General features: G+C 42.2%; 21 protein-coding genes. 20 read left to right on the forward strand and 1 reads right to left on the reverse strand.

Annotated features, from left to right (window positions below; translation table 11 throughout):
- The first annotated feature begins 226 nt into the window (after positions 1-226).
- The 10 genes from ACQ5H4_RS08200 to pyrG all read left to right on the forward strand — a co-directional run bounded on the left by ACQ5H4_RS08200 (position 227) and on the right by pyrG (position 14,473).
- Positions 227-2,335, forward strand: a complete 2,109-nt coding sequence (locus ACQ5H4_RS08200; protein ID WP_430774466.1) for a (Fe-S)-binding protein — start codon at positions 227-229, stop codon at positions 2,333-2,335.
- A 233-nt stretch (positions 2,336-2,568) separates the two neighbouring features.
- Positions 2,569-3,756: an acetyl-CoA C-acetyltransferase gene (locus tag ACQ5H4_RS08205; RefSeq protein ID WP_430774467.1), complete on the forward strand. Its 1,188-nt coding sequence runs from the start codon at positions 2,569-2,571 to the stop codon at positions 3,754-3,756.
- Between the two features lie 79 nt (positions 3,757-3,835).
- On the forward strand, positions 3,836-4,687 hold the full coding sequence (locus tag ACQ5H4_RS08210; RefSeq protein ID WP_430774468.1) for a 3-hydroxybutyryl-CoA dehydrogenase: 852 nt from the start codon (positions 3,836-3,838) through the stop codon (positions 4,685-4,687).
- A 26-nt stretch (positions 4,688-4,713) separates the two neighbouring features.
- Complete coding sequence (locus ACQ5H4_RS08215) at positions 4,714-5,832, forward strand: acyl-CoA dehydrogenase (protein WP_430774469.1); 1,119 nt, start codon at positions 4,714-4,716, stop codon at positions 5,830-5,832.
- A gap of 25 nt (positions 5,833-5,857) precedes the next feature.
- The gene (locus tag ACQ5H4_RS08220) at positions 5,858-6,997 is read left to right on the forward strand and encodes an acyl-CoA dehydrogenase (RefSeq protein ID WP_430774470.1); all 1,140 of its coding nucleotides are present in this window, start codon (positions 5,858-5,860) and stop codon (positions 6,995-6,997) included.
- 482 nt (positions 6,998-7,479) lie between these two features.
- The gene (locus ACQ5H4_RS08225; protein WP_430774471.1) at positions 7,480-8,115 is read left to right on the forward strand and encodes a TetR/AcrR family transcriptional regulator; all 636 of its coding nucleotides are present in this window, start codon (positions 7,480-7,482) and stop codon (positions 8,113-8,115) included.
- Entirely contained in the window at positions 8,112-11,378 is a 3,267-nt protein-coding gene (icmF, locus tag ACQ5H4_RS08230; protein WP_430774472.1) for a fused isobutyryl-CoA mutase/GTPase IcmF, read from the forward strand. The genes ACQ5H4_RS08225 and icmF overlap by 4 nt, the downstream gene beginning before the upstream one ends.
- Positions 11,379-11,737: 359 nt before the next feature.
- Positions 11,738-11,914 (forward strand): hypothetical protein, encoded by a 177-nt coding sequence (locus ACQ5H4_RS08235; protein ID WP_430774473.1) that lies wholly within the window; start codon positions 11,738-11,740, stop codon positions 11,912-11,914.
- A 125-nt stretch (positions 11,915-12,039) separates the two neighbouring features.
- On the forward strand, positions 12,040-12,615 hold the full coding sequence (gene rpoE / locus ACQ5H4_RS08240) for a DNA-directed RNA polymerase subunit delta (protein WP_430774474.1): 576 nt from the start codon (positions 12,040-12,042) through the stop codon (positions 12,613-12,615).
- A gap of 256 nt (positions 12,616-12,871) precedes the next feature.
- Positions 12,872-14,473 (forward strand): CTP synthase, encoded by a 1,602-nt coding sequence (gene pyrG, locus ACQ5H4_RS08245; protein WP_430774475.1) that lies wholly within the window; start codon positions 12,872-12,874, stop codon positions 14,471-14,473.
- Positions 14,474-14,930: 457 nt separating this feature from the next.
- Here pyrG and ACQ5H4_RS08250 read toward each other — a convergent pair whose 3' ends face one another.
- Positions 14,931-15,458 (reverse strand): DUF2529 domain-containing protein, encoded by a 528-nt coding sequence (locus ACQ5H4_RS08250; protein WP_430774476.1) that lies wholly within the window; start codon positions 15,456-15,458, stop codon positions 14,931-14,933.
- Between the two features lie 206 nt (positions 15,459-15,664).
- Between ACQ5H4_RS08250 and ACQ5H4_RS08255 the strand changes: the two genes are divergently transcribed.
- The 10 genes from ACQ5H4_RS08255 (at position 15,665) to prmC (ending at position 24,810) form a co-directional block, all read left to right on the forward strand.
- Complete coding sequence (locus tag ACQ5H4_RS08255) at positions 15,665-16,036, forward strand: response regulator (protein WP_119710273.1); 372 nt, start codon at positions 15,665-15,667, stop codon at positions 16,034-16,036.
- 241 nt (positions 16,037-16,277) lie between these two features.
- Entirely contained in the window at positions 16,278-17,135 is an 858-nt protein-coding gene (locus ACQ5H4_RS08260; protein WP_119710272.1) for a class II fructose-bisphosphate aldolase, read from the forward strand.
- A gap of 115 nt (positions 17,136-17,250) precedes the next feature.
- Positions 17,251-17,898, forward strand: coding sequence for a fructose-6-phosphate aldolase (gene fsa, locus ACQ5H4_RS08265; protein WP_430774477.1), 648 nt, complete (start codon positions 17,251-17,253; stop codon positions 17,896-17,898).
- A gap of 237 nt (positions 17,899-18,135) precedes the next feature.
- Positions 18,136-19,422, forward strand: coding sequence for a UDP-N-acetylglucosamine 1-carboxyvinyltransferase (murA, locus tag ACQ5H4_RS08270; RefSeq protein WP_160545873.1), 1,287 nt, complete (start codon positions 18,136-18,138; stop codon positions 19,420-19,422).
- A 314-nt stretch (positions 19,423-19,736) separates the two neighbouring features.
- A complete protein-coding gene (gene rho / locus ACQ5H4_RS08275) occupies positions 19,737-21,005 on the forward strand; it encodes a transcription termination factor Rho (protein ID WP_066056852.1) in 1,269 nt (422 codons plus the stop codon).
- A gap of 129 nt (positions 21,006-21,134) precedes the next feature.
- Positions 21,135-21,344 (forward strand): 50S ribosomal protein L31, encoded by a 210-nt coding sequence (gene rpmE, locus ACQ5H4_RS08280; protein ID WP_430774478.1) that lies wholly within the window; start codon positions 21,135-21,137, stop codon positions 21,342-21,344.
- 210 nt (positions 21,345-21,554) lie between these two features.
- Positions 21,555-22,175 (forward strand): thymidine kinase, encoded by a 621-nt coding sequence (locus ACQ5H4_RS08285; protein ID WP_430774479.1) that lies wholly within the window; start codon positions 21,555-21,557, stop codon positions 22,173-22,175.
- Positions 22,176-22,289: 114 nt separating this feature from the next.
- Positions 22,290-22,724 carry a lipoprotein gene (locus ACQ5H4_RS08290; protein ID WP_430774480.1) on the forward strand — a complete coding sequence of 145 codons (435 nt, stop codon included), beginning with the start codon at positions 22,290-22,292 and terminating at the stop codon, positions 22,722-22,724.
- A 159-nt stretch (positions 22,725-22,883) separates the two neighbouring features.
- The gene (prfA, locus tag ACQ5H4_RS08295) at positions 22,884-23,957 is read left to right on the forward strand and encodes a peptide chain release factor 1 (protein ID WP_430774481.1); all 1,074 of its coding nucleotides are present in this window, start codon (positions 22,884-22,886) and stop codon (positions 23,955-23,957) included.
- Positions 23,950-24,810, forward strand: coding sequence for a peptide chain release factor N(5)-glutamine methyltransferase (gene prmC / locus ACQ5H4_RS08300; RefSeq protein ID WP_430774482.1), 861 nt, complete (start codon positions 23,950-23,952; stop codon positions 24,808-24,810). Before prfA ends, prmC begins: the two co-directional genes overlap by 8 nt.
- The last annotated feature ends 80 nt before the right edge of the window (positions 24,811-24,890 follow it).

A 24,890-nucleotide genomic window follows, 5' to 3' on the forward strand; every position in this document is an offset into this window, starting at 1 on the left:
TCTCTCCCTTCAGAGGATATCCCATTGGTTCAGGAGTGATCGTACGTTGTAGTATCTCCTGTTAATGTTCTTTCTATGAAGACAGAAAGTTGCGATAAAAAAATGTTGACTGAATGATCATTCATTATATAATAGGGGTAGATACTATTCAGAAAATTATCCATTTTCACGCAAAACCTGTGCTACTTGAAGGGGAGTTCGAGTAAGCCAGAAAGGGGTAGAAAAGATGAATGCCATGCTTTGGATCAACTTGATTGCTTTTCTAATTGTAACCGCTTACGCAGTTAGTCTGTTTGTTTATGTAGTAAAAACGAGAATCGAGTACATAAAGCTTGGGAAAAAGGTTGAGTTTGATTCTCGAGTAAAGGAAAGACTCGAGAAAATTTGGGTCAATGTATTTGGTCAAAAAAAGCTATTAAAGGATAAGAAAAGCGGAATTATTCATGTGATGTTTTTTTACGGATTTATCCTTGTTCAATTTGGGGCAATCGACTTTATTGTTAAAGGTCTTGTACCTGGTGCGCACTTGCCACTAGGGCCTCTGTATCCAGGTTTTACATTTTTTCAGGAAATCGTCACTTTAATGATTTTAGTTGCTGTTTTCTGGGCATTCCATCGTCGATATGTAGAAAAGTTAGTTCGTTTGAAACGGAATTTTAAATCGGGACTGGTGTTAATTTTTATCGGTGGATTAATGCTTTCTGTACTACTTGGGAATGGAATGAGTATCATCTGGCATGCTCATGAAGCCTCATGGACAGAACCAATTGCCTCATTAGTGAGCGTAGCTTTTTCTTGGATAGGAGAGACAGCTTCCATCGCGATTTTCTATGTGGCTTGGTGGATTCATCTTTTGTTCTTACTAGCTTTCCTTGTGTATGTTCCCCAGTCCAAGCACGCGCACTTGATTGCAGGTCCAGCCAATGTGTATTTTAATCGCTTAGAAAAGCCAGGGAAATTAACCAAGATTGATTTTGAAGATGAAACACAAGAGACTTTCGGTGTGGGGAAAATTGAGGATTTCACTCAGCACCAGCTCATCGACTTATACGCGTGTGTTGAATGTGGACGCTGTACGAATATGTGTCCAGCAACAGGGACAGGAAAGATGTTGTCGCCGATGGACTTGATTGTAAAAATGCGCGATCACTTAACAAATCATGGTGCGGCTATTACGCAAAAGCAGCCATGGGTTCCGACCTTTGCTTTTTCCAGTACAAAAGGAAATCAAATCGCATTAGCAGCTGCTGGTAAAGGAGTTCAGGAGTCTGCGGCAAGTCTAGCTTACAGTCCAAGCTTGATCGGAGATGTGATAACAGAGGAAGAAATTTGGGCTTGTACCACTTGCCGAAACTGTGAAGATCAATGTCCGGTCATGAATGAGCATGTGGATAAAATTATCGATCTTCGTCGTTATCTTGTTCTAACAGAAGGAAAAATGGATGCCGATGCACAAAGAGCAATGCAAAACATCGAACGTCAAGGAAATCCTTGGGGACTAAACCGCAAAGAGCGCGAAAACTGGCGCAGTGAGAGAGAAGATGTTCTCATTCCAACGGTAAAAGAAATGAAAAAGTCTGGTGAAGAGTTTGAGTACTTATTCTGGGTGGGTTCTATGGGCTCTTATGATAATCGCAGTCAAAAAATTGCTTTGTCCTTTGCGAAGCTTTTAAACGAAGCGGGTGTGAAGTTTGCGATTTTAGGAAGCAAGGAAAAGAACTCGGGTGACACCGCAAGACGTCTAGGAAACGAGTTTGTATTCCAAGAGCTTGCGGCGAAAAATATTGAAGAATTTGAAAAGAATGAAGTGAATAAAATCGTGACGATCGATCCTCATGCGTATAATACATTCAAAAATGAATACCCTGATTTCGGATTACAAGCGGAAGTGTACCATCATACGGAGCTACTTGCTGAGCTTGTGAAGGATGGAAGATTAAAGCCTAAGTTCGAAGTGAACGAAACAATCACGTTCCACGATTCTTGTTATTTAGGACGCTACAATGAAGTATATGAAGCCCCACGCGATATATTAAAAGCCATACCAGGCGTTACACTCGTAGAAATGGCTCGTAACAGAGACAAGGGAATGTGTTGTGGAGCTGGTGGTGGGCTGATGTGGATGGAAGAAGAAACTGGCCATCGTATCAATGTGGCAAGAACTGAGCAGGCATTAGCGGTTAAACCGTCTGTGATTTCATCTGGGTGTCCGTATTGCTTAACCATGCTTTCAGATGGCACAAAGGCAAAGGAAGTGGAAGAAACGGTTTCAACCTATGACGTGGCAGAGCTTTTAGAGAAAGCTGTTATTGGAGAGACACAAATCGTGTCATAAACCAAATAGAAATAATTTGCATGATTTTTGTGTAAATTATTTCTATTCTAACTATTTTGATAGTAAAATAGAAGAAGGAAATAAAGCGCTTACAAATTAAATTTACTTCAAAGGAGAAACTCCAATTCTCCTTTTTTCCACCTCACATACTGAGCGAGCGTTCAGTCACATCACAGAATCAATCAAACAAAGAAAAAATCCAAACAAATGAATACGAAAAAGGGGAGAGTAACATGGGGAAAACAGTTATTTTAAGCGGAGTTCGTACACCTTTTGGAAAAATGGGCGGAAGCTTAAGCTCATTTACAGCTTCTGATTTAGGGGGAATGGTGATCAAGGAAGCACTTGGTCGCGCAGATGTGGAAGCAGAAAAAGTTGATGAAGTGATTTTTGGAACGGTTCTGCAAGGGGGACAGGGTCAGATTCCATCACGACAAGCAGCTCAAAAAGCAGGACTTCCATGGAATGTAAAAACAGAAACGATTAATAAGGTTTGTGCTTCTGGCATGCGGAGTGTGACGTTAGGAGATCAAATCATCCGTTTAGGAGATGAAGAAGTCATCGTTGCCGGAGGAATGGAGTCGATGAGTAACGCTCCTTATTTTCTTCCAAAGGCTCGTTGGGGATTACGAATGGGTGATTCGTCAGTTAAGGATTTAATGGTGTATGACGGATTAACTTGTACGTTTACGGGTGTTCATATGGGAACATACGGAAATGGTGTGGCAAAGGACATGGAGCTGTCGCGTGAGGAGCAGGATCAATGGGCGCTTAGAAGTCATCAACGTACCGTTCAAGCAATGGAATCTGGTGTCTTAGCCGAAGAAATTGTAGCCGTCCAAGTTCCGCAGCGTAAAGGCGAACCACTTGTGGTGGCGACTGATGAGTCACCGAGAAAAGATACGAGCATTGAAAAGTTGGCTAAGCTTGCACCAGTGTTTAACTCAGACGGAACGATCACAGCAGGGAACGCACCTGGAGTGAATGATGGAGCTGCCGCATTGGTGTTGATGAGTGAAGAACGAGCAACTCGGGAAGGAAGAACACCAGAAGCATACATTATCGGGCAGGCAGCTGTCGCGGTAGAAGCAAAGGATTTCCCGAAAACACCGGGAATCGTGATTAACGAATTATTGAAGAAAACCGGCAAATCCGTTGAGGAGATTGATCTATTCGAAATTAATGAAGCGTTTGCGGCTGTTGCCTTGGCAAGTGCAGAAATCGCAGGACTGGATCATGAAAAGGTCAATGTGAATGGAGGAGCCGTAGCGATTGGTCATCCGATCGGTGCAAGTGGAGCAAGAATCATCATTACATTAATGTATGAGTTGAAAAGACGCGGTGGTGGAATCGGTGTAGCAGCGATTTGCTCAGGTGGAGGGCAAGGAGATGCGATTATGATTGAGGTGCCAAAGCAGTAGAATTTATGGGGGATTTCCGAACATCTTGTACGGAATGTCCCCTTTTTTAAGAACTCTAATGGTAGAAAAGGGGGATTAGATGGAAATCAAAAAGGTAATGGTCATTGGTGCTGGCCAGATGGGATCGGGAATTGCTCAAGTTTGTGCACAAGCTGGGTACGATGTCATTTTGCACGACTTGAAGGAGGACTTTGTTCTGCGTGGGCTGGGTGTCATCCGAAAAAACCTAGCTCGTCAAATCGATAAGGGAAAAATGACACAAGATCAAATGGAAGTGATTTTAGCCTACATCCAGCCTTCAACCGATTTGCATAACGCAAGTGGTGTTGACCTAGTGATCGAAGCAGCAGTGGAAAACATGGAGATCAAAACAAAGATTTTCCGTGATCTCGATAAAATCGCTCCTGATCATGCGATCTTAGCGAGCAACACTTCTTCGCTACCAATCACAGAAATTGCTGCAGCAACCTCAAGGCCAGAAAAAGTCATCGGAATGCACTTTATGAATCCTGTCCCAGTGATGAAGCTCGTAGAAATCATCCGCGGCTTAGCAACAGATGACGAGGTATATGAACTCATCGAAGGCATGACAAAAACGATTGGAAAAGTGCCAGTTGAAGTGAATGATTTCCCTGGATTCGTGTCCAATCGAATTCTCATGCCGATGATTAACGAAGCCATCTTCACTCTGTATGAAGGGGTAGCAACGAAGGAGGCCATCGACGAGGTCATGAAGCTTGGGATGAATCACCCAATGGGCCCACTCACCTTGGCCGACTTTATCGGGCTCGATACCTGTCTGTATATTATGGAAACCCTCTACGAAGGCTTTGGCGACAGCAAATATCGCCCATGCCCACTGCTCCGCAAATACGTAAAAGCTGGCTGGCTCGGAAGGAAATCGGGTCGCGGATTTTATGAGTATAGTTAACTACCCCTATATCAGGAGGAAATGATATGGATTTACGATGGACGGAAGAACAGCAGATGATGAGAAAGATGGTTCAGGATTTTTCCCGAACCGAGATCAGTCCATTTATTGAAAAAATGGAACAAGGGGAGTTTCCCAGAGGCATCCTTAAGCAAATGGGGAAACTCGGCCTCATGGGGATCCCTGTTTCCGAACAGTACGGCGGAGCGGAGATGGATTTCACCTCATATATCATAGCGATTCACGAGCTTTCAAAAGTCAGTGCCACAATCGGAGTCATTCTCTCTGTGCATACATCGGTCGGTACGAACCCTATTCTTTATTTTGGTAATGAAGCGCAAAAGAAAAAGTACGTTCCTAAGCTCGCAAGTGGGGAATACTTGGGCGCCTTTTGCTTAACCGAACCAAGTGCGGGCTCTGACGCTGCGAGCTTAAAATCACGTGCCGTCAAAAAAGAGAATCATTATGTCGTAAACGGCTCAAAAGTGTTTATTACAAATGGTGGGGAAGCAGATATTTACATTGTGTTTGCCACAATAGAAGGCAAGGGAATCTCGGCTTTTATCGTTGAAAAAGATACCCTAGGACTTGTGATCGGGAAAGATGAGCACAAGATGGGCTTGCACGGGTCAAGAACCGTTCAGCTTACATTTGAAGATATGCAGGTGCCGGTAGAAAACCTACTGGGTGAAGAAGGCCAAGGCTTTAAAATAGCTCTTGGCAATTTGGAAGTTGGACGAATCGGCATTGCAGCCCAAGCGCTTGGAATTGCCGAAGCAGCCTATGAGGCAGCTGTCGACTACGCGAAACAACGTATCCAGTTTGGAAAGCCGATCTCCCATCAGCAAGGAATTGGATTTAAATTAGCTGATATGGCAACGAATATTGAAGCTTCAAAACTATTAATCTATCGAGCAGCCGAGCTCCGTTCCCTGGGGCAACCATGTGGAAAAGAAGCTTCCATGGCGAAATTATTTGCCACTAAAACGGCGATGGAGGTAACGACGGAGGCAATTCAAGTGTTCGGTGGTTACGGCTATACAGAGGATTACCCAGTTGAGCGTTTTTTCCGGGATGCAAAAGTGACCGAAATCTACGAAGGAACGAGCGAAATTCAACGTATCGTTATTAGCAAGCATTTATAGACTTTGAAAAAGCGAGGAGAACAGGATGAATTTCAAATTGTCAGAAGAACATGAAATGATTCGTAAGATGGTTCGTGACTTTGCGAGAAATGAAGTGGCACCAACCGCCGCAGAAAGAGATGAAGAAGAACGATTTGATCGCGAGATTTTCGATAAAATGGCGGAGCTCGGTTTGACGGGGATTCCGTGGCCAGAAGAGTACGGTGGAATTGGCAGTGATTATTTAGCCTACTGTATCGCGGTTGAAGAACTATCTCGCGTATGTGCGTCAACCGGTGTGACGCTGTCCGCTCATACCTCTTTAGCTGGCTGGCCCATTTATAAGTTTGGTAGTGAAGAGCAAAAGCAAAAGTTTTTGCGTCCGATGGCATTAGGTGAAAAGATCGGTGGTTACGGGTTAACTGAACATGGTAGCGGGTCTGACGCAGGTGGCATGAAAACCACCGCACGTCGAGATGGTGATGATTTTATTTTAAACGGCTCCAAAATCTTTATCACAAACGGCGGCATTGCTGATATTTATGTCGTGTTTGCGGTAACAGATGCCACCCAAAAGCATAAGGGCACCTCGGCCTTTATTGTTGAAAGTGATACGCCAGGTTTTTCGGTAGGGAAAAAGGAGAAAAAGCTGGGCATTCGTTCGTCACCAACAACAGAAATCATCTTTGAAGACTGCCGTGTACCTGCCGCTAACATGCTCGGAGCTGAGGGAGAAGGATTTAAAATTGCGATGATGACGCTTGATGGTGGACGTAACGGAATTGCGGCTCAAGCCGTCGGAATCGCGCAGGGTGCACTAGATGCAGCAACCGATTATGCCAAAGAACGTGTGCAGTTCGGAAAGCCAATCGCCCAGCAACAAGGCGTCGGCTTTAAACTAGCTGACATGGCAACAAGCATTGAAGCCTCTAGATTATTAACCTACCAAGCAGCATGGCTAGAGTCGGAAGGCCTTCCGTACGGAAAAGAATCGGCGATGTCCAAATTATTTGCGGGTGACACGGCGATGAAAGTAACAACCGAAGCGGTCCAAATCTTTGGCGGTTATGGATACACAAAGGATTATCCAGTAGAACGATATATGCGCGACGCAAAAATCACGCAAATTTATGAAGGAACGCAGGAAATCCAGAGGCTCGTTATTTCAAGGATGATTACGAAATAAATAGGGACTTAGGGGGTGGTTTTTGGTAAGAGGCTTTTGGTTAATTTAGTTGGGTTGAGTTGAGTTGAGTGCCTGAGGGGGATGAAAAAAGAGCTACGCAGGAACTGAAAGCATGATTGAGTGCCCGAGGAGGAGGAAAAAAGAGCTGCGTGGGAACTGAAAGCATGATTGAGTGCCCGAGGGGGAGGAGAAAAGAGCTACGTGGGAACTGAAAGCGTGATTGAGTGCCCGAGGGGGAGGAGAAAAGAGCTACGCGGGAACTGAAAGCGTGATTGAGTCCCCATGCGAGCGAAAAAACGAGCTGTACGGGCACTTAAGTACCTGTTGATACCCGAGGGCTAAAAATTATCCTGGTTGCGGTAACCAAACCAAATCCTTAGGTGAACAAAATTCCAACCACTAAAACCGAAGCTAACGAAACCCAGCCACATAAAACCCAACACCCAATAACAACTAATCTCTCTAAAGGGGTAGAAAAATCGATGAAAAAAAGAGAAGTTCATGCCTCTGTGAAGGATGAACAGCTCGTCTTGAAAAGGCGTGACCAGATGATTAAAGGGGCGGTTGCGCTTTTTAAAGAGAAGGGCTTTCATCGCACTACAACTAGAGAAATTGCGAAAGCATCCGGCTTTAGCATTGGAACCTTGTATGAATATATACGGACAAAGGAAGATGTGTTGTACCTAGTCTGTGATCATATTTATGACGAAGTGCAGGAGCGGTTGCAAAAGGATTTAGATACGAAAAAGGGAACGTTACAAAGCTTGGAACGAGGAATTGCCAACTATTTTCGCGTCATGGATGAGCTTCAATCAGAAGTGCTCGTCATGTACCAGGAGGCAAAATCGCTGAACAAGGATGCTCTTCCGTATGTACTAAGAAAAGAAATGGAAATGGTCGCGATGTTTGAAGATGTCATTGCCCACTGTGTGGAAAATGGGGAAATCAATCTGACTGAAAAACAGGTGAAAATGATTGCTCATAATATTTTTGTTCAAGGGCAAATGTGGGGATTCAGACGCTGGGCACTCCAAAAGCTCTACACACTTGAGGAATACATCACCCTTCAAACAGAGCTATTGTTTTCAGGCATAACGAGGATGGGAGGAGAACAATGAGTACGGAACCAACGTATACACATAAGCATCATATCCGATTTGTCACCGCGTCTAGCTTGTTTGACGGACATGATGCCTCCATCAATATTATGAGAAGAATCCTACAGGCAAGTGGGGCAGAGGTCATCCACTTAGGCCATAATCGCTCGGTGGAAGAAGTGGTGAATGCTGCGATTCAAGAGGATGTTCAAGGAATTGCGATTTCCTCTTACCAAGGTGGACATGTGGAGTACTTTAAGTACATGTATGACCTTCTAAAGGAAAAGGGTGCCACTCATATCCGTATTTATGGTGGTGGAGGTGGGGTGATTATTCCACGTGAAATTAAGGAGCTTCATCAATATGGCATTGCTCGGATCTTCTCACCTGAGGATGGGAGATTACTTGGCTTGCAGGGAATGATTGACCTCATGCTAGAGGAGTGCGATTATCCAACGATTACGACTGAAGTGGATTCGTATCTTTCAAAGCTAGATTCGGGTGACACGATTGCGACAGCCAAGCTAATTACCTTTGCCGAGCAGCAGGTGGGTGCAAATAAAGAAAGTGCCGCAGCGGTAGAAACGGTGATGCAGCAGGTGAAGGCACGGCAAAAATCAGTTCCTGTCCTCGGGATTACAGGGACAGGTGGTGCGGGTAAAAGCTCTTTAACAGATGAACTGATACGTCGCTTTATTAATGAAGTACCGGAGCAAAAGATCGCGGTACTCTCTGTTGACCCAACCAAGCAAAAAACGGGTGGGGCGTTGCTGGGGGATCGAATTCGCATGAACGCGATTTTTTCTCCGAGAGTATATATGCGAAGCTTAGCGACCAGACAATCAAAGACCGAGCTATCGCTTGCGATTCAAGATGCGATTGCGGTCGTTAAGGCGGCTGGCTTTGATCTCATCATTGTAGAAACAAGTGGAATTGGCCAAGGTGATGCAGAGATTGCGGAGATTTGTGATGTCTCTATGTACGTTATGACAAGTGAGTTCGGTGCCCCGTCACAGCTTGAGAAAATAGACATGATCGATTACGCCGATTTAATCGTCATCAATAAGTTTGAGCGAAAAGGATCCGAAGATGCTCTTCGACAAGTACAAAAGCAATATCAGCGCAGCCGTATGCTTTTTGAAAAAGAGCTGGATGACATGCCAGTGTACGGGACGATTGCAAGTCAGTTCAATGATTCGGGCACAAATGCTCTGTTTGCGGCATTGATTGAAACATTGAATGAAAAAACGGGATCCTCTTTCTCGACCACTTTTACAAAAAATGCTCTTGTAGAAAAGCAGAGCGTCATTATTCCTACTGATCGCCGCTACTATTTACGTGAAATCTCAGATGCTGTTCGAGGCTACCATAAAAAAGCGGAGGACCAGGCAAATCTCGCTCGAAAGCTTTATCAAATAGAAGGTACGCTTGATGCTTTAACAGAAACAGGCACGAGTGAAGATGCGATAAAGGCGTTAGAAGAACTAAAAGCTCAAGTGGAGGAGAAGCTTACTGCAGAAACCCAAAAGGTATTATCTTCTTGGGAGGAAAAACAAAAGCTATATAGCTCTGAGCACTTTGTGACAGTAATCCGCGACAAGGAAATCGTAACGATTTTAAAAACAAAAAGCTTGTCCGGCTTATTGATTCCAAAGGTTGTACTACCGAAATACAAAGACTATGGAGAAATAATTCGCTGGGTGTACAAAGAAAATGTACCAGGTGAATTTCCATACACAGCAGGAGTGTTTCCGTTTAAGCGTGAGGGCGAAGACCCGAAGCGTCAGTTCGCAGGGGAAGGAACACCAGAAAGAACCAACCGACGATTTCATTACCTCTCAAAGGATGACGATGCGAAGCGCTTGAGTACGGCGTTTGACTCGGTTACTTTGTACGGGGAGGACCCAGATTATCGGCCAGATATATACGGCAAAGTTGGGGAAAGTGGTGTAAGCATCTGTACATTAGATGATATGAAAAAGCTGTATGATGGCTTTGATTTATGTCATCCGTCTACTTCGGTATCCATGACGATTAACGGTCCGGCTCCGATCATTTTGGCGATGTTTATGAATACAGCGATTGAACAGCAAGTGGAAAAAAAGGAACAGGAACTAGGTCGACCGCTGACACTCGAAGAATGGACGGGAGTCAAGGCGGCCACTCTTTCAACCGTGAGAGGCACAGTTCAAGCCGATATATTAAAAGAAGATCAAGGGCAGAATACATGTATTTTCTCCACAGAGTTTGCGCTTCGAATGATGGGAGATATTCAGCAATATTTTATAGATCATAAAGTTCGTAACTATTATTCTGTTTCAATTTCTGGTTACCATATCGCTGAAGCGGGGGCCAATCCCATTTCTCAGTTGGCCTTTACTCTTGCAAATGGACTGACGTATGTGGAGTACTACTTAAGCCGTGGTATGCATATTGATGAATTTGCACCGAATTTATCCTTCTTTTTCTCTAACGGACTGGACCCTGAATATACAGTGATTGGTCGCGTGGCCCGTCGTATTTGGTCTACCGTAATGAGAGAAAAGTACGGAGCGAATGAGCGTAGTCAAAAGCTGAAGTATCATGTTCAAACAAGCGGTCGCTCTCTTCATGCGCAGGAAATTGATTTTAACGATATCCGCACGACACTTCAAGCACTTATGGCTCTTCAGGACAACTGTAACTCGCTTCATACGAATGCGTACGATGAAGCCATTACGACCCCAACAGAAGAGTCCGTTCGTCGCGCAATGGCGATTCAAATGATTATTACAAAAGAACATGGCTTATCGAAAAATGAAAACCCTCTTCAAGGCTCTTTTATTGTTGAGGAGCTCACGGACTTGGTGGAGGAAATGGTTCTTCAGGAGTTTGAGCGATTGAATGACCGTGGGGGAGTCCTCGGTGCGATGGAGACGCAATACCAACGCGGAAAAATCCAAGACGAGTCAATGTACTATGAAATGAAAAAGCATACGGGGGAGCTGCCGATTATCGGAGTCAACACGTATTTGAATCCGAATCCTCCGTCAGAAGAAGAGACAGACAATATGGAGCTAGCACGAGCAACAAAAGAAGAAAAAGAACTACAAATTCAAAATTTGCGTGAGTTTCATGAGAGGAACGAAGATCAAATAGCAAAAGCGTTACAAAAACTAAAACAAACAGCAGTCAATAACGGCAATATATTCGAGGAACTAATGGAAACAGTAAAAGTAGCAAGCCTCGGTCAAATTACCCGGGCGTTGTATGAGGTTGGAGGGCAATATAGACGGAATATGTAGGTTTCAAAAAGAGCAAAGTGAAAGCTAGCGCTTTCTCTTTGCTCTTTACACTTTTTTTACATAACTCATACCTAAAATGTCCTAATTTTTACTATAATAGAAGAAGATCAAATGGTCTTTTTCGAAGGCTATTTTCTAAAACATTGTTGCTATATACACACTTTTTCGGAACTATATGTTTCAACAGCTAATCAGGATTTTATCATCCTTAGAAAAGAGCTACTCTCAAAATAGACCAATATACCCAGTGTTATAAGGGGAAAAATCCGGCTTCTGGGATTTTTCCAAAACAACAAACTTTACGAAAACAGCCTTTTCAAACGAAGGACCTAACCATTTATCACGGGATGTGAGATTATTTGAAACAACTTCTTCAATTTATTGCTGTTATTCTTACTGTTGTTTCTGCTATTTATCTATACTCATTGCAGCTTGGTGCCATCCCTTTCTTTCTATTGGCCATTTTTTTCTTTTATTTAGCAGTCAGATTGTTTGTTAAGGAGAAAAAGAGGCAAAAAAGTGAGGGCAAGTACTAAAAAGTTTGGTATCGATTAGATAGAACTAGCATAAAGGTCCATATTTTGTTTATAATGAAGAATATGCAATAATTGTGTACATATTTAATTTGTCGTGTTTTACATAGCGAAAGGAAGTGCAAATATTGAGTTTGAAACAAGTTACTCAAGAAGAATTGCAAGAAATGTCCTTAATTGAGATTGCGTTTGAATTGCTTAAAGAAAAGAAACAGCCGGTCTCTTTTAAAGAATTAATGGATGAGATTACAGAACTGCGTGGATTAACAGAAGATGAAGTGAGAGTGAGAATTGCTCAATTTTATACGGATTTAAATATAGATGGACGCTTTATGACGATTGGTGAAAACCGCTGGGGTCTTCGCGTTTGGTATCCAGTAGACCAAACAGAAGAAGAACACGTAACAGCTGTGAAGCCGAAGAAGAAAAAGGCGAAGAAAGTGGTCGATGAGGACGAGGATCTTGACATTGAAGAGTATGACGAGTTAGAGGAAGAAGAACTCGACTACGATGATGTGGATGATGACTTTGATGACGAAGATGATGATGACGACGATCTTCTAGAGGATGACATTGATGAAGATCTAGAAGACGATGATGAAGAGCTACTCGAAGATGATGAGGAATTCGATCTGGACGAAGATGAAGAAGATGAAGACCTTGAAGAAGATGATTTTGATGATGAGGACGATGAGAAGCTTTAAGTCGAAATTTGTAGGATCTCGACTTGACTTTTTACAGAGCTGTAGGTAGAATACTTTTTGGGCTCCTTAAAAAGGAACAATCGAAACGTAATTTCACGCTCCCCTTGCTATTTCTAGCAGGAGGGGCGTTTTTATTTTTTTTATAGGCTTTTTTCAGGTGTGAAAATCGGTCTTCAAAAATCGTTTGATCCCCTTGCCAATGTAATGGATTGATATTTTAAAAATATGCACAAACTTAATAAGAGGGGGATTACAGATGACAAAGTATATTTTCGTAACAGGTGGAGTGGTTTCTTCATTAGGAAAAGGAATCACAGCAGCATCTTTAGGACGATTATTAAAAAATCGTGGCTTAAGCGTAACAATCCAAAAATTTGATCCATATATTAACGTGGATCCAGGGACAATGAGTCCGTACCAACACGGAGAAGTATTCGTCACAGGTGATGGTGCTGAAACGGATCTTGACTTAGGTCACTACGAGCGTTTCATTGACATTAACCTAACGAAGTACAACAACGTGACAACTGGGAAAATTTACTCAACGGTTCTAAAGAAAGAGCGCCGTGGAGATTATTTAGGTGGAACAGTACAGGTTATTCCGCATATCACTAACGAAATTAAAGAGCGCGTATTCCGTGCGGGTCGTGAAACAGGTGCGGATGTGGTAATCACAGAAATCGGTGGAACGGTTGGGGATATCGAATCATTACCATTCCTTGAAGCGATTCGCCAAATTAAGAGTGATATCGGTCGTGATAATGTAATGTACATCCACTGTACACTGATTCCTTACATTAAAGCAGCAGGCGAAATGAAAACAAAGCCAACTCAACATAGTGTAAAAGAGCTTCGCAGCTTAGGAATTCAGCCAAACATTATCGTTGTGCGTACAGAAATGCCAGTATCACAGGACATGAAGGATAAAATCGCTTTATTCTGTGATATCGATTCGAAGGCAGTCATTGAATGCCAAGATGCAGACACATTGTATGCAGTACCAATCGCACTTCAAGAGCAAAAAATGGATCAAATCGTATGTGACCACTTAAAGCTTCAAAGTCCAGAACCAGAAATGACAGAGTGGTTAGCACTACTAGATAAAGTTCGCAATCTCTCGAAAACTACTCGTATTGCACTAGTTGGTAAATACGTGGAACTTCAAGATGCGTATATCTCTGTTGTAGAATCATTAAAGCACGCAGGATTTGCATTTGATTCGGATATTGATATTAAGTGGATTAACGCAGAAGAAGTGACTGAAGAAAATGCACGTGAGCTTCTTTCTGATGTGGATGGAATTCTTGTTCCTGGTGGTTTCGGAGACCGTGGAATTGAAGGGAAAATCACGACCATTAAATATGCACGTGAAAACAAAGTGCCTTTCCTTGGAATTTGTCTTGGTATGCAGTTGGCTTCTGTTGAATTTGCGCGTAACGTGCTTGGTCACGCAGATGCGAACTCTGCGGAAATTAACCCAGAAACAAAATACCCAATCATTGACCTTTTACCAGAGCAAAAAGATATCGAAGATCTTGGCGGAACACTGCGCCTAGGTATCTTCCCATGTAAGCTAGAAGAAAATACAAAAGCATTTGCTGCTTACAATGATGAAGTGGTGTACGAGCGTCACCGCCATCGTTATGAGTTCAACAACCAGTTCCGTCAAGAAATGGAGCAAGCAGGCTTCATCTTCTCTGGTACTAGTCCAGATGGACGCTTAGTGGAAATCATTGAGCTTGCTGACCACCCATGGTTCGTTGCATCTCAATTCCACCCAGAATTTATCTCAAGACCAACAAGACCTCAACCATTATTCAGAGATTTTGTTGAAGCTTCATTGAAGTCTAAAAACTAATATAGAAGGCCTCCCGCGGATGTTAAAGAGTTCCGTTTCGAACCGAATTGACAGTCGTATTGGCATCATTATGGGTATATAAAATAAACTCGCCATAGTAAATTGGCGAGTTTATTTATTATGAATACAAAAAAAATTATATAAAGCCTCACTCCTTTATAAATAAGATGTTTTGTCCTTAATCAAGTAGCTAGCAAAAGTGAAATAAGCGGAGAATTTCCGGTTAGATGCAAAAAGGAGCCTCGCTTTGAGGTAAATAAGGGGAGGTTTTCCGCTTATGCAAAGCAAAATTTCCTATTTTCGGATTTTTTGAGCCAATAGACGGAATCTCTCCGTTTATTTAAGCCTTTTTTAATAAGAATTACTAATTAAGCGGAATTTCTCCGTCTACTTATCAGCTCGGGTGCTTAACCTGATCCCCAAAAGAAAAGTGAGGACCATCGCTTCCGCTTTTCTATTAATATTCTTCCATAATCTCATCAATAGTAAATTTTAATCCATAATAAACGTATAAGGCAGACATGGATGCGGGGTAGCCATAGCGGTTTCCTTCCTCATCGGGAAGCAGTCCCTTTTTTAATTGAAGGTCGATATGAACGTGAGCTAAATCATTCAGCGCATCTCCATCACCCTCGTCTACAGTAGCAACCGATACAAATGGAATTCCTTTTTCTTCAAGAGCTTTCCCCATCGCGACTGCACGGTCATCGTGAGTGGTTCTCGCCATAATTAATACACGATCAGCAACTGTCACCTGATCGATTTCAGCCAAACCCTCAAGTACACGTGCGCGTTGTAAGGGCTCCTTGCTATGAATAGCTTCCGCTTGAACGGCAGAAAGTTCATTCTCTGCAAAAATAAATATATGGCCATCTCCAATAAGCGCTTGGGCAAGAAGTCTTGCGCCATCCTCTATGGCAAGATCTTCTTTATCTTGGATTTTTTTAAATAATCCAGTCAATTGGGTTGTGAACATTTTTAACATAAAAGGCCTCCAAATCTTAATCTTCATATATTATAAAAGAAACGGACAAGGAAGGTAAAATCATTAACTGTAAAAATTTATATGATTTTGATGTAAAATGTTAGCAGGAGAAATAAAGTAGTATATCGAACTACATGAAGGTGGATAGTCCTAATCGTTTAATTACATACAAAAATTAAAAATCCAGAAAAAGAAGGTGGCTTTTCATGAAAGGCAAAATATTAATAGTAGATGACCAATTTGGTATTAGAATTCTGTTAAATGAAGTGCTACAAAAGGAAGGCTACGAAACATTTCAAGCGGCAAATGGAGTACAAGCACTTGAAATCGTGACGAAAAACCCGCCAGACCTTGTATTATTAGATATGAAAATTCCTGGGATGGACGGAATTGAAATTTTAAAAAGAATGAAAGTTATTGAAAAAGATATTCGTGTCATCATTATGACTGCCTATGGGGAGCTAGATATGATTCAGGAAGCAAAGGATCTAGGAGCACTCACTCATTTTGCAAAACCATTTGATATTGATGATATTCGTGCGGCGGTTAAGAAGTATTTACCAGTAAAAAATAGTTGATTTCCACAAAGTTTGGCAAAATATACAAATGGTAGCGATTGCATTTCATCTATTTTATGACATCCTATAAAAGTGACCAAGATTGATAGCATTTCTATTTTTTATTTGGTATGATTACAAATGAATTTAGCGGATGATCAATCAAAGTCAGGATCTCAAATTACATAACGTTAATTGTTTAGGGAAAACTCTAATAGGGAACCTGTCTATAAAAAGGTCATCATGAATAGGAGGAAGAAGAATGCCTTTAGTATCTATGACAGACATGCTCAAGAAAGCAAAAGCTGAAGGGTATGCAGTAGGACAATTCAACTTGAACAACCTTGAGTTCACACAAGCAATTTTACAAGCGGCTGAAGCAGAAAAATCTCCAGTAATCCTTGGGGTTTCTGAAGGTGCAGCTCGTTACATGGGTGGCTTCAAAACAGTTGTAAAAATGGTAGAAGGTCTTTTAGAAGATTACAAAATCACTGTACCTGTGGCTATCCACTTAGACCACGGTTCAAGCTTTGATAAGTGTAAGGAAGCAATCGATGCTGGTTTTACATCAGTTATGATCGATGCATCTCACCATCCTTTCGAAGAGAATATCGAAACTACAACTAAAGTAGTTGAGTATGCTCATTCAAAAGGTGTGTCTGTTGAAGCTGAGCTTGGAACAGTTGGCGGACAAGAGGATGATGTTGTTGCTGAAGGTGTTATCTATGCTGACGTTCAAGAATGTAAAGAACTAGTATCTCGTACTGGTATCGATTGCTTGGCTCCAGCACTTGGTTCAGTTCACGGTCCTTACAAAGGTGAACCTAACTTAGGCTTCAAAGAAATGGAAGAAATCGGTGCAGCTACTGGTGTACCATTAGTTCTTCACGGTGGAACAGGAATCCCAACAGCTGACATCCAAAAGTCAATCTCTTTTGGAACAGCAAAAATTAATGTAAATACTGAGAACCAAATTGCTTCTGCAAGAACGGTTCGTGAAGTGTTAGCAGCGAAACCAGATGAATACGATCCACGTAAATACTTAGGACCAGCTCGCGATGCGATTAAAGAAACAGTTATCGGCAAAATGCGCGAATTCGGATCTTCAGGTAGAGCGTAATCGAACTTATTTGCTTCATAAGTTGAAACCGCCTTTTCTTGAAAAGGGCGGTTTCAATTGTATTGATGTCATTTTAAAAAAAAAGTCGATTAATGTAAAAGGGAGAGTGGAACAGGTGAAATTTTTTATTGATACAGCAAATATGGAAGAGATTAGAGAAGCGTATTCTTTAGGAGTTGTTGCAGGGGTTACAACAAATCCATCATTAGTAGCAAAAGAAAAAAATGTTTCATTTGAAGACCGTCTTCGTGAGATCACGGCATTAGTTCCAGGTTCAGTTAGTGCAGAAGTGATCGCGCTTGATGCAGAAGGTATGATTCGCGAAGGTCGCGAGCTAGCTGCCATTGCTCCAAATATTACAATTAAAGTGCCAATGACACCAGAAGGTTTAAAGGCGGTATCGACTTTTTCTAAAGAAGGCATCAAGACAAACGTAACATTAATTTTTAGTGCAAACCAAGCATTGCTAGCAGCAAGAGCTGGCGCTACATATGTATCTCCTTTTGTTGGTCGATTAGATGATATCGGTTTCAATGGACTTGATTTAATCTCAACAATTGCAGATATTTTCGCGGTTCATGGTTTAGAAACAGAAATTATTGCTGCTTCAATCCGTCACCCGCAGCACGTGACAGATGCAGCTCTACGCGGGGCGCATATTGCTACGATACCATACAAAGTAATTATGCAATTATTCAATCATCCTCTAACTGATAAAGGCATCGAAGCCTTTTTAGCAGATTGGAAAAATAGAGAAAACTAATAAGTGGGACATTTTTCCTATTTATAACTTTTTTATAATTCCATACATGAAGTTTAAAATTTCGTGTAAACTATAAATTAATGGTATATGTCGTTTTTTGTATTTTTTTAGTGGTAAAATATACCTCGTATAGATTGTCGAAAAAGCATATATGGAAAAATAAAAAAGATGAGCCAAATCAGTACAAGATATAACACGTATTCTGTGTGAATGATATGGCTTAGAAGGGAGTCAACGATGGATAAGCTGATGATTGCCGGTGGAGACCCTTTAAAGGGAACCGTTCGTATAAGTGGTGCCAAAAACAGTGCAGTCGCACTCATTCCAGCGACCATTTTAGCCGATTCACCAGTAACGATTGAAGGATTACCTGATATTTCCGATGTTCAGATTTTACAAGGATTGCTAGAGGAAATCGGAGGGAAGGTCACTTTTACAAACAATGAAATGTGGGTGGACCCTTCCGAAATGATCTCTATGCCTTTGCCAAACGGAAAGGTAAAAAAACTTCGTGCAAGCTATTATTTAATGGGTGCGATGCTTGGCCGTTTTAAAAAGGCAGTGATTGGCTTGCCTGGTGGCTGTCATTTAGGACCAAGACCGATTGACCAACATATTAAAGGTTTTGAAGCACTAGGGGCGACCGTGACCAATGAACAAGGCGCGATCTATCTACGTGCGGACGAGCTTCGTGGGGCAAGAATTTATTTGGACGTGGTGAGCGTCGGTGCAACCATCAATATTATGCTTGCGGCAGTTCGTGCGAAAGGGCGTACGATCATTGAGAATGCGGCAAAAGAGCCGGAAATCATTGACGTGGCTACGTTGCTTACGAATATGGGTGCGAAGATTAAAGGAGCAGGAACCGATGTTATTCGTATTGACGGAGTGGACGAGCTTCATGGCTGTCAGCATACGATTATTCCTGACCGGATTGAGGCTGGTACGTATTTAATTCTTGGTGCAGCAGTAGGAGACGGGCTGTTAATAGATAATATTATTCCTCAACACTTAGAGTCGTTAATTGCGAAGCTTCGTGAAATGGGTGTACCGATCGAAACAAGTGATGACCAAGTATTTGTAGGAAAAGCCGAGTCGTTTAAAGCAGTCGATATTAAAACATTAGTTTATCCAGGTTTCCCAACGGATTTACAGCAGCCACTAACCTCGTTGTTAACTAGCGCTGTTGGGACAAGCATGGTGACGGATACGATTTATGGAGCTCGCTTTAAGCATATTGATGAATTAAGAAGAATGAATGCCAACATCAAAGTCGAAGGTCGCTCAGCGATTATTCACGGACCTGTCAAACTGCAGGGTGCCAAAGTGAAGGCTAGTGATTTACGAGCGGGCGCTGCTTTAGTGATCGCCGGATTGATGGCAGAGGGAGTTACAGAAGTAACGGGCCTTGAGCATATTGACCGTGGATACAGTCATCTTGTCGAAAAATTAAATGGACTTGGTGCAACCATCTGGCGTGAAGCGATGACAAAAGAAGAGCTTGAACAGCTCAAGAACGCTTAAAACCTAACAATAGATAAAGAAAAATAGAAAGAAGGCAGACCTGCTTTCGTCTGCCTTTTTTTATTATTATCCTCCTTACTAACTTCCCTATAAAAATAATGTTGATTAATAATTAATAAAAAGGGTAAAATAGAAATTGTTTTTTAAAAAAAGGCTTACACTAAAAAAGCCTTGTCTTTATAGAATATAACTTTCTCTATCTCTTCTTATACTTCTAGAAAGCCTCAAACATTCAATTCTTTCCATCCATTTTATTGAAAAAATTCATAAAGCCTGTGGTGGAACAACTTATTATGTAAAAGAGTGGTGTACTAATGGAATTAACAATTTCAAGCCTGGAAAATATGAAGCTAAAAGAGCTTTATGAGCTAGCCAAGACCTTTAAAGTGTCTTATTATAGCAAGCTAACAAAAAAAGAACTTATTTTTGCGATTTTAAAAGCACGTGCGGAATCAGAGGGCTTTTTCTTTATGGAAGGTGTTCTTGAAATCATCCAGTCTGAAGGCTTCGGTTTCCTACGACCTATCAACTACTCCCCAAGCTCAGAGGATATTTATATTTCAGCCTCACAAATTAGACGTTTTGATCTCAGAAATGGTGATAAAGTATCTGGTAAAGTTCGTCCACCAAAGGAAAACGAGCGTTATTTTGGACTTTTACAGGTTGGTGCCGTTAACGGTGATGACCCAGAATCAGCAAAGGAACGTGTTCATTTCCCTGCGTTGACACCTTTATATCCTGATCGTCAAATGAAGCTTGAAACGTCACCAAAGCATGTGAGTACAAGAATTATGGATCTAATATCTCCTGTCGGTTTTGGTCAGCGTGGATTGATTGTTGCTCCACCAAAAGCGGGGAAAACGATGTTATTAAAGCAAATTGCCAATAGCATTACGACGAATCATCCAGAAGCAGAGCTGATTGTTCTGTTAATCGATGAGCGTCCGGAAGAAGTAACAGACATCGAGCGTTCGGTTGCTGGAGATGTGGTGAGCTCAACGTTTGACGAAGTACCTGAAAATCATATTAAAGTGGCTGAGCTAGTGCTAGAGCGTGCGATGCGTCTAGTGGAGCATAAGCGCGATGTAATCATCCTTATGGATAGTATTACTCGTCTTGCTCGTGCGTACAATCTGGTTATTCCTCCAAGTGGCCGTACGTTATCAGGGGGGATTGACCCTGCAGCCTTTCACCGTCCGAAACGATTCTTCGGTGCTGCGCGTAACATCGAGGAAGGTGGTAGCTTAACCATCCTTGCCACAGCGCTTGTGGATACAGGATCTCGTATGGATGATGTGATTTATGAAGAATTTAAAGGAACCGGTAATATGGAGCTTCACCTCGATCGCGGCCTAGCTGAACGCCGTATTTTCCCTGCGATCGACATCCGTCGTTCGGGAACTCGTAAGGAAGAGCTGCTTATTCCGAAAGATCATTTGGATAAGCTATGGGCTATCCGTAAATCGATGTCCGATACGCCTGACTTTGTCGATAAATTTCTACGTAAGCTGAAGCAAACAAAGTCAAATGAAGAGTTCTTTGCTAAGCTTGACGAAGAAATAAAAGCAAAAAGGAATTCATAGGGAAATAAATCCCATGTTGCAAAACCTATACCTGCTTGTTATAATAACATCAGTGTGTTTTTCCATTACACCTTGTGTGTATGAATAACTCTGTTTCGAACGACTCAGGGCAAAAGGAGATGAAAGGTAATGAGAGAAGGAATTCATCCTAACTATAAAAAAGTAACGGTATCTTGTGCATGTGGCAACACATTCGAAACTGGTTCAGTAAAGAAAGAACTTCGTATCGAAACTTGCTCAGAATGTCATCCATTCTACACAGGACGTCAAAAGTTTGCTGAAGCAGGCGGACGTGTTGACCGTTTCAACAAGAAATACGGAATTAAAGCTTCAAACTAATAAGAAAAAAGAAACAGGCAAGAAGATTTCAGACCTTGCCTGTTTTTTTATGAGGCTCTTTTCTAAACTTCATTGCTTTTGGAAATGAAAAATGCTTGATTGAGCTAAAATTTTATGAAAATGAACGTACATAGTTAGACAGTGAAAGGATAATTTACGTAAAAACTGTCTACTTTAAAATAGAGAGCGAAGCGGAAGGAGAGGCCGTTTATGTATGTAATGAAGCACCATGGTTGGGTAGAAGTGATTTGTGGCAGCATGTTCTCTGGGAAGTCAGAAGAACTGATCCGCCGCGTAAGAAGAGCCCAGTTTGCCAAACAAAACATTGCCGTCTTTAAGCCGAAAATTGATAATAGATACAGTGATGAAGCTGTTGTCTCTCACAATGGTACATCGTTTATTGCGCGTCCAATCGCGCATTCAACAGAGATTTTTCAGCATATTGATCCTGAAATCGATTTGATCGCCATTGATGAAGTGCAATTTTTCGATGACGAAGTCGTAAAAGTGATTCAGCACTTAGCTGATAGTGGTCATCGCGTTGTGGCTGCAGGCTTGGACCAAGACTTCCGTGGCGAACCATTTACCGTCATGCCAGCATTAATGGCTATCGCAGAGCTAGTAACAAAGCTGCAAGCGGTATGTGCGGTTTGCGGATCACCAGCTAGTCGAACGCAACGTCTCATTAACGGAGAGCCAGCCTCTTACGATGATCCAATTATCCTGGTAGGTGCATCAGAAGCATACGAACCGCGCTGTCGCCACCACCATGAAGTACCGAAATCACCAAACATAATCGAACGAGCGGACTTTACACAGTCAAAATTATAAAATGGTATCCACCCTATGTGTAGGGTGGATTTTTGGTTAAAAGAGAAACCGGAAATAATTAGCGAGAGTAATTTCGAAAAGCGATTGCAACACTATCCATAGGAGGTGTTGGCAGTGAAAAGATGGCTATTTATACTTTTGGCAGTTTTACTTTTGGCGGCTTGTAACAATAATCCGAAGGGCTTGGCTGATCAACAGGAGGATCGTGCGGGAAGGTCATTTGTTGCTAATAAAGATACTGGGCAAGACAATACTCAGTCAAGAGGGTGGCAACGAGGTGATCAAAATCCAAACTTTTTGAATACTGATGGTGGTCGGGTTGATTACGATGGGTATATTGATAAAGCGAGAGAAACGGTGAATGCGACCGATGAGTTCGAAGCAGGATCGATTTGGGTGAATGGAAATCGTCTGTGGGTGACCGCCTATAAAAAAGGGCAGATGTCACGTCAGGAACGAGTGGATGCAGAAGCGCGATTACACAAGAAGCTCGTAAAGGCTGTCCCACGTTATGATATTGAAGTACAGGTCAAAGAAGACCGCTCATAACATGTCCCAAAGGGCATGTTATTTTTCTATGGGGAGGATGGTTTTGACGAGGTGTTTCACCTATACTATAATAGAAATGTTAAGCACTTATAGATTTGCTTTTAGATTCGGAATAACTAGCGTGTAACCACGCGTGACTAATATAAGAGGTGAAGGACTTTGTTTGATCGTCTTCAATCAGTAGAGGATCGCTATGAAAGGCTGAACGAGCTTTTAAGTGACCCAGAGATCGTAAATGATTCGAAAAAATTACGTGAGTACTCGAAGGAGCAGTCAGATTTATCTGCAACTGTCGAAGTGTATCGTGAGTATAAAGATGTAAAAGAGCAGCTTCAAGATGCAAAAGCGATGCTTGAAGAAAAGCTGGATGCAGATATGCGTGAAATGGTAAAGGAAGAGCTAAGTGAATTAGAAGACCGTATGGAAGAGCTTCAAGCTCGTCTACGTATCCTGTTGATTCCGAAGGACCCGAATGATGACAAGAACGTTATCATGGAAATCCGTGGAGCAGCTGGTGGAGATGAAGCAGCGTTATTCGCGGGTGACCTGTACCGCATGTACTCTAGATATGCAGAATCGCAAGGTTGGAAAACAGAAGTGATGGATGCCAACACAACGGGCGTTGGTGGCTACAAAGAAATTATTTTTATGATTAATGGTACCAGTGCATATTCGAAGCTAAAGTTCGAAAACGGAGCTCACCGCGTACAGCGTGTTCCGGAAACAGAATCAGGCGGACGTATTCATACATCAACAGCAACGGTTGCCGTTTTACCGGAAGCAGAAGAACTAGAAGTAGAAATTCATGACAAAGATATTCGTACAGATACCTTTGCATCAAGTGGAGCTGGTGGACAGTCCGTTAATACAACGATGTCAGCCGTTCGTTTAACGCATATTCCAACTGGTGTTGTCGTTTCGTGTCAGGACGAGAAATCACAGATTAAAAACAAGGAAAAAGCGATGAAGGTACTTCGTGCCCGCGTGTACGATAAATTCCAACGTGAAGCACAAGCAGAGTACGACCAAGTTCGTAAATCGGCAGTTGGAACAGGTGATCGTTCTGAGCGTATCCGTACGTATAACTTCCCACAAAACCGTGTGACTGACCACCGCATCGGGTTAACGATTCAAAAGCTTGACCAAATTTTACAAGGAAAGCTTGATGAAGTGCTTGAAGCGTTAATTGTGGAAGAGCAATCAAGAAAGCTAGAAGAAGCATCAAATGAGTAAAAAAGTGTTCGAAGCCCTCGCTTGGGCTTCTTCTTTTTTAAAGGAGCAAGGCCGCGACGAAAATGCAGGGGAATTATTGCTTCGGCATTATATGAATATGTCTCGGTCAAGCCTTTTGGCGAGTTTGCATGATGTGGTCGAAGAACCGATATGGAAGCAGTTTGTTGAATCAGTCAAAAAGCATGGCGAAGGAACTCCTGTTCAATACATGATCGGTTATGAAGAATTTTACGGTCGTCGTTTTTCTGTTAATCAAGAGGTGTTGATTCCAAGACCAGAAACCGAAGAACTGGTGTATAGCGCATTAGACCGTATAAAGAGGTTATTCGGTGAGGAGCAGGTTCAGCTGGTTGATATCGGAACCGGGAGTGGAGCGATCGCGATTACGATGAAGCTTGAGCGTCCCATGATACAGGTAACAGCGACCGATATTGCTGAGACTTCGCTAGTGGTTGCTCGAAAAAATGCTAAGGAGCTTGGAGCCAAGGTTGAATTTTTACAAGGAGACCTGCTCTTGCCATTTATAGAGTGTGGAGCGAAATTTGACGTGGTACTCTCTAATCCCCCTTATATTCCGACCGGAGATGAGAAGGAGATGTCGGTCGTCGTGACGAAGCACGAACCACACCGAGCCTTATTTGCGGGAGAAGACGGCTTGGACTTGTATCGCCGCTTCATGAATGAACTCCCTCAAGTAGTAAAAAATAAAGCGTTAGTTGGCTTTGAAATTGGTGCTGGGCAGTCAGAAGCAGTTAGCGGAATGCTTAAAAAGACGTTTCCAAATGCATCAGTTGAGGTTGTATATGATATCAATGGTAAGGACCGGATGGTTTTTGCGGAAATAGGGTTTTGATTAAGATGATGACTCAGAAGGTGTGTTGAACAACAACTTTTTGAGTCATTTTTTTATTTATGTTTCTATTAAACACTCTG

Source organism: Bacillus coreaensis, assembly GCF_050586445.1.
GTDB classification, from domain to species: Bacteria; Bacillota; Bacilli; order Bacillales; family Cytobacillaceae; genus Robertmurraya_A; species Robertmurraya_A coreaensis.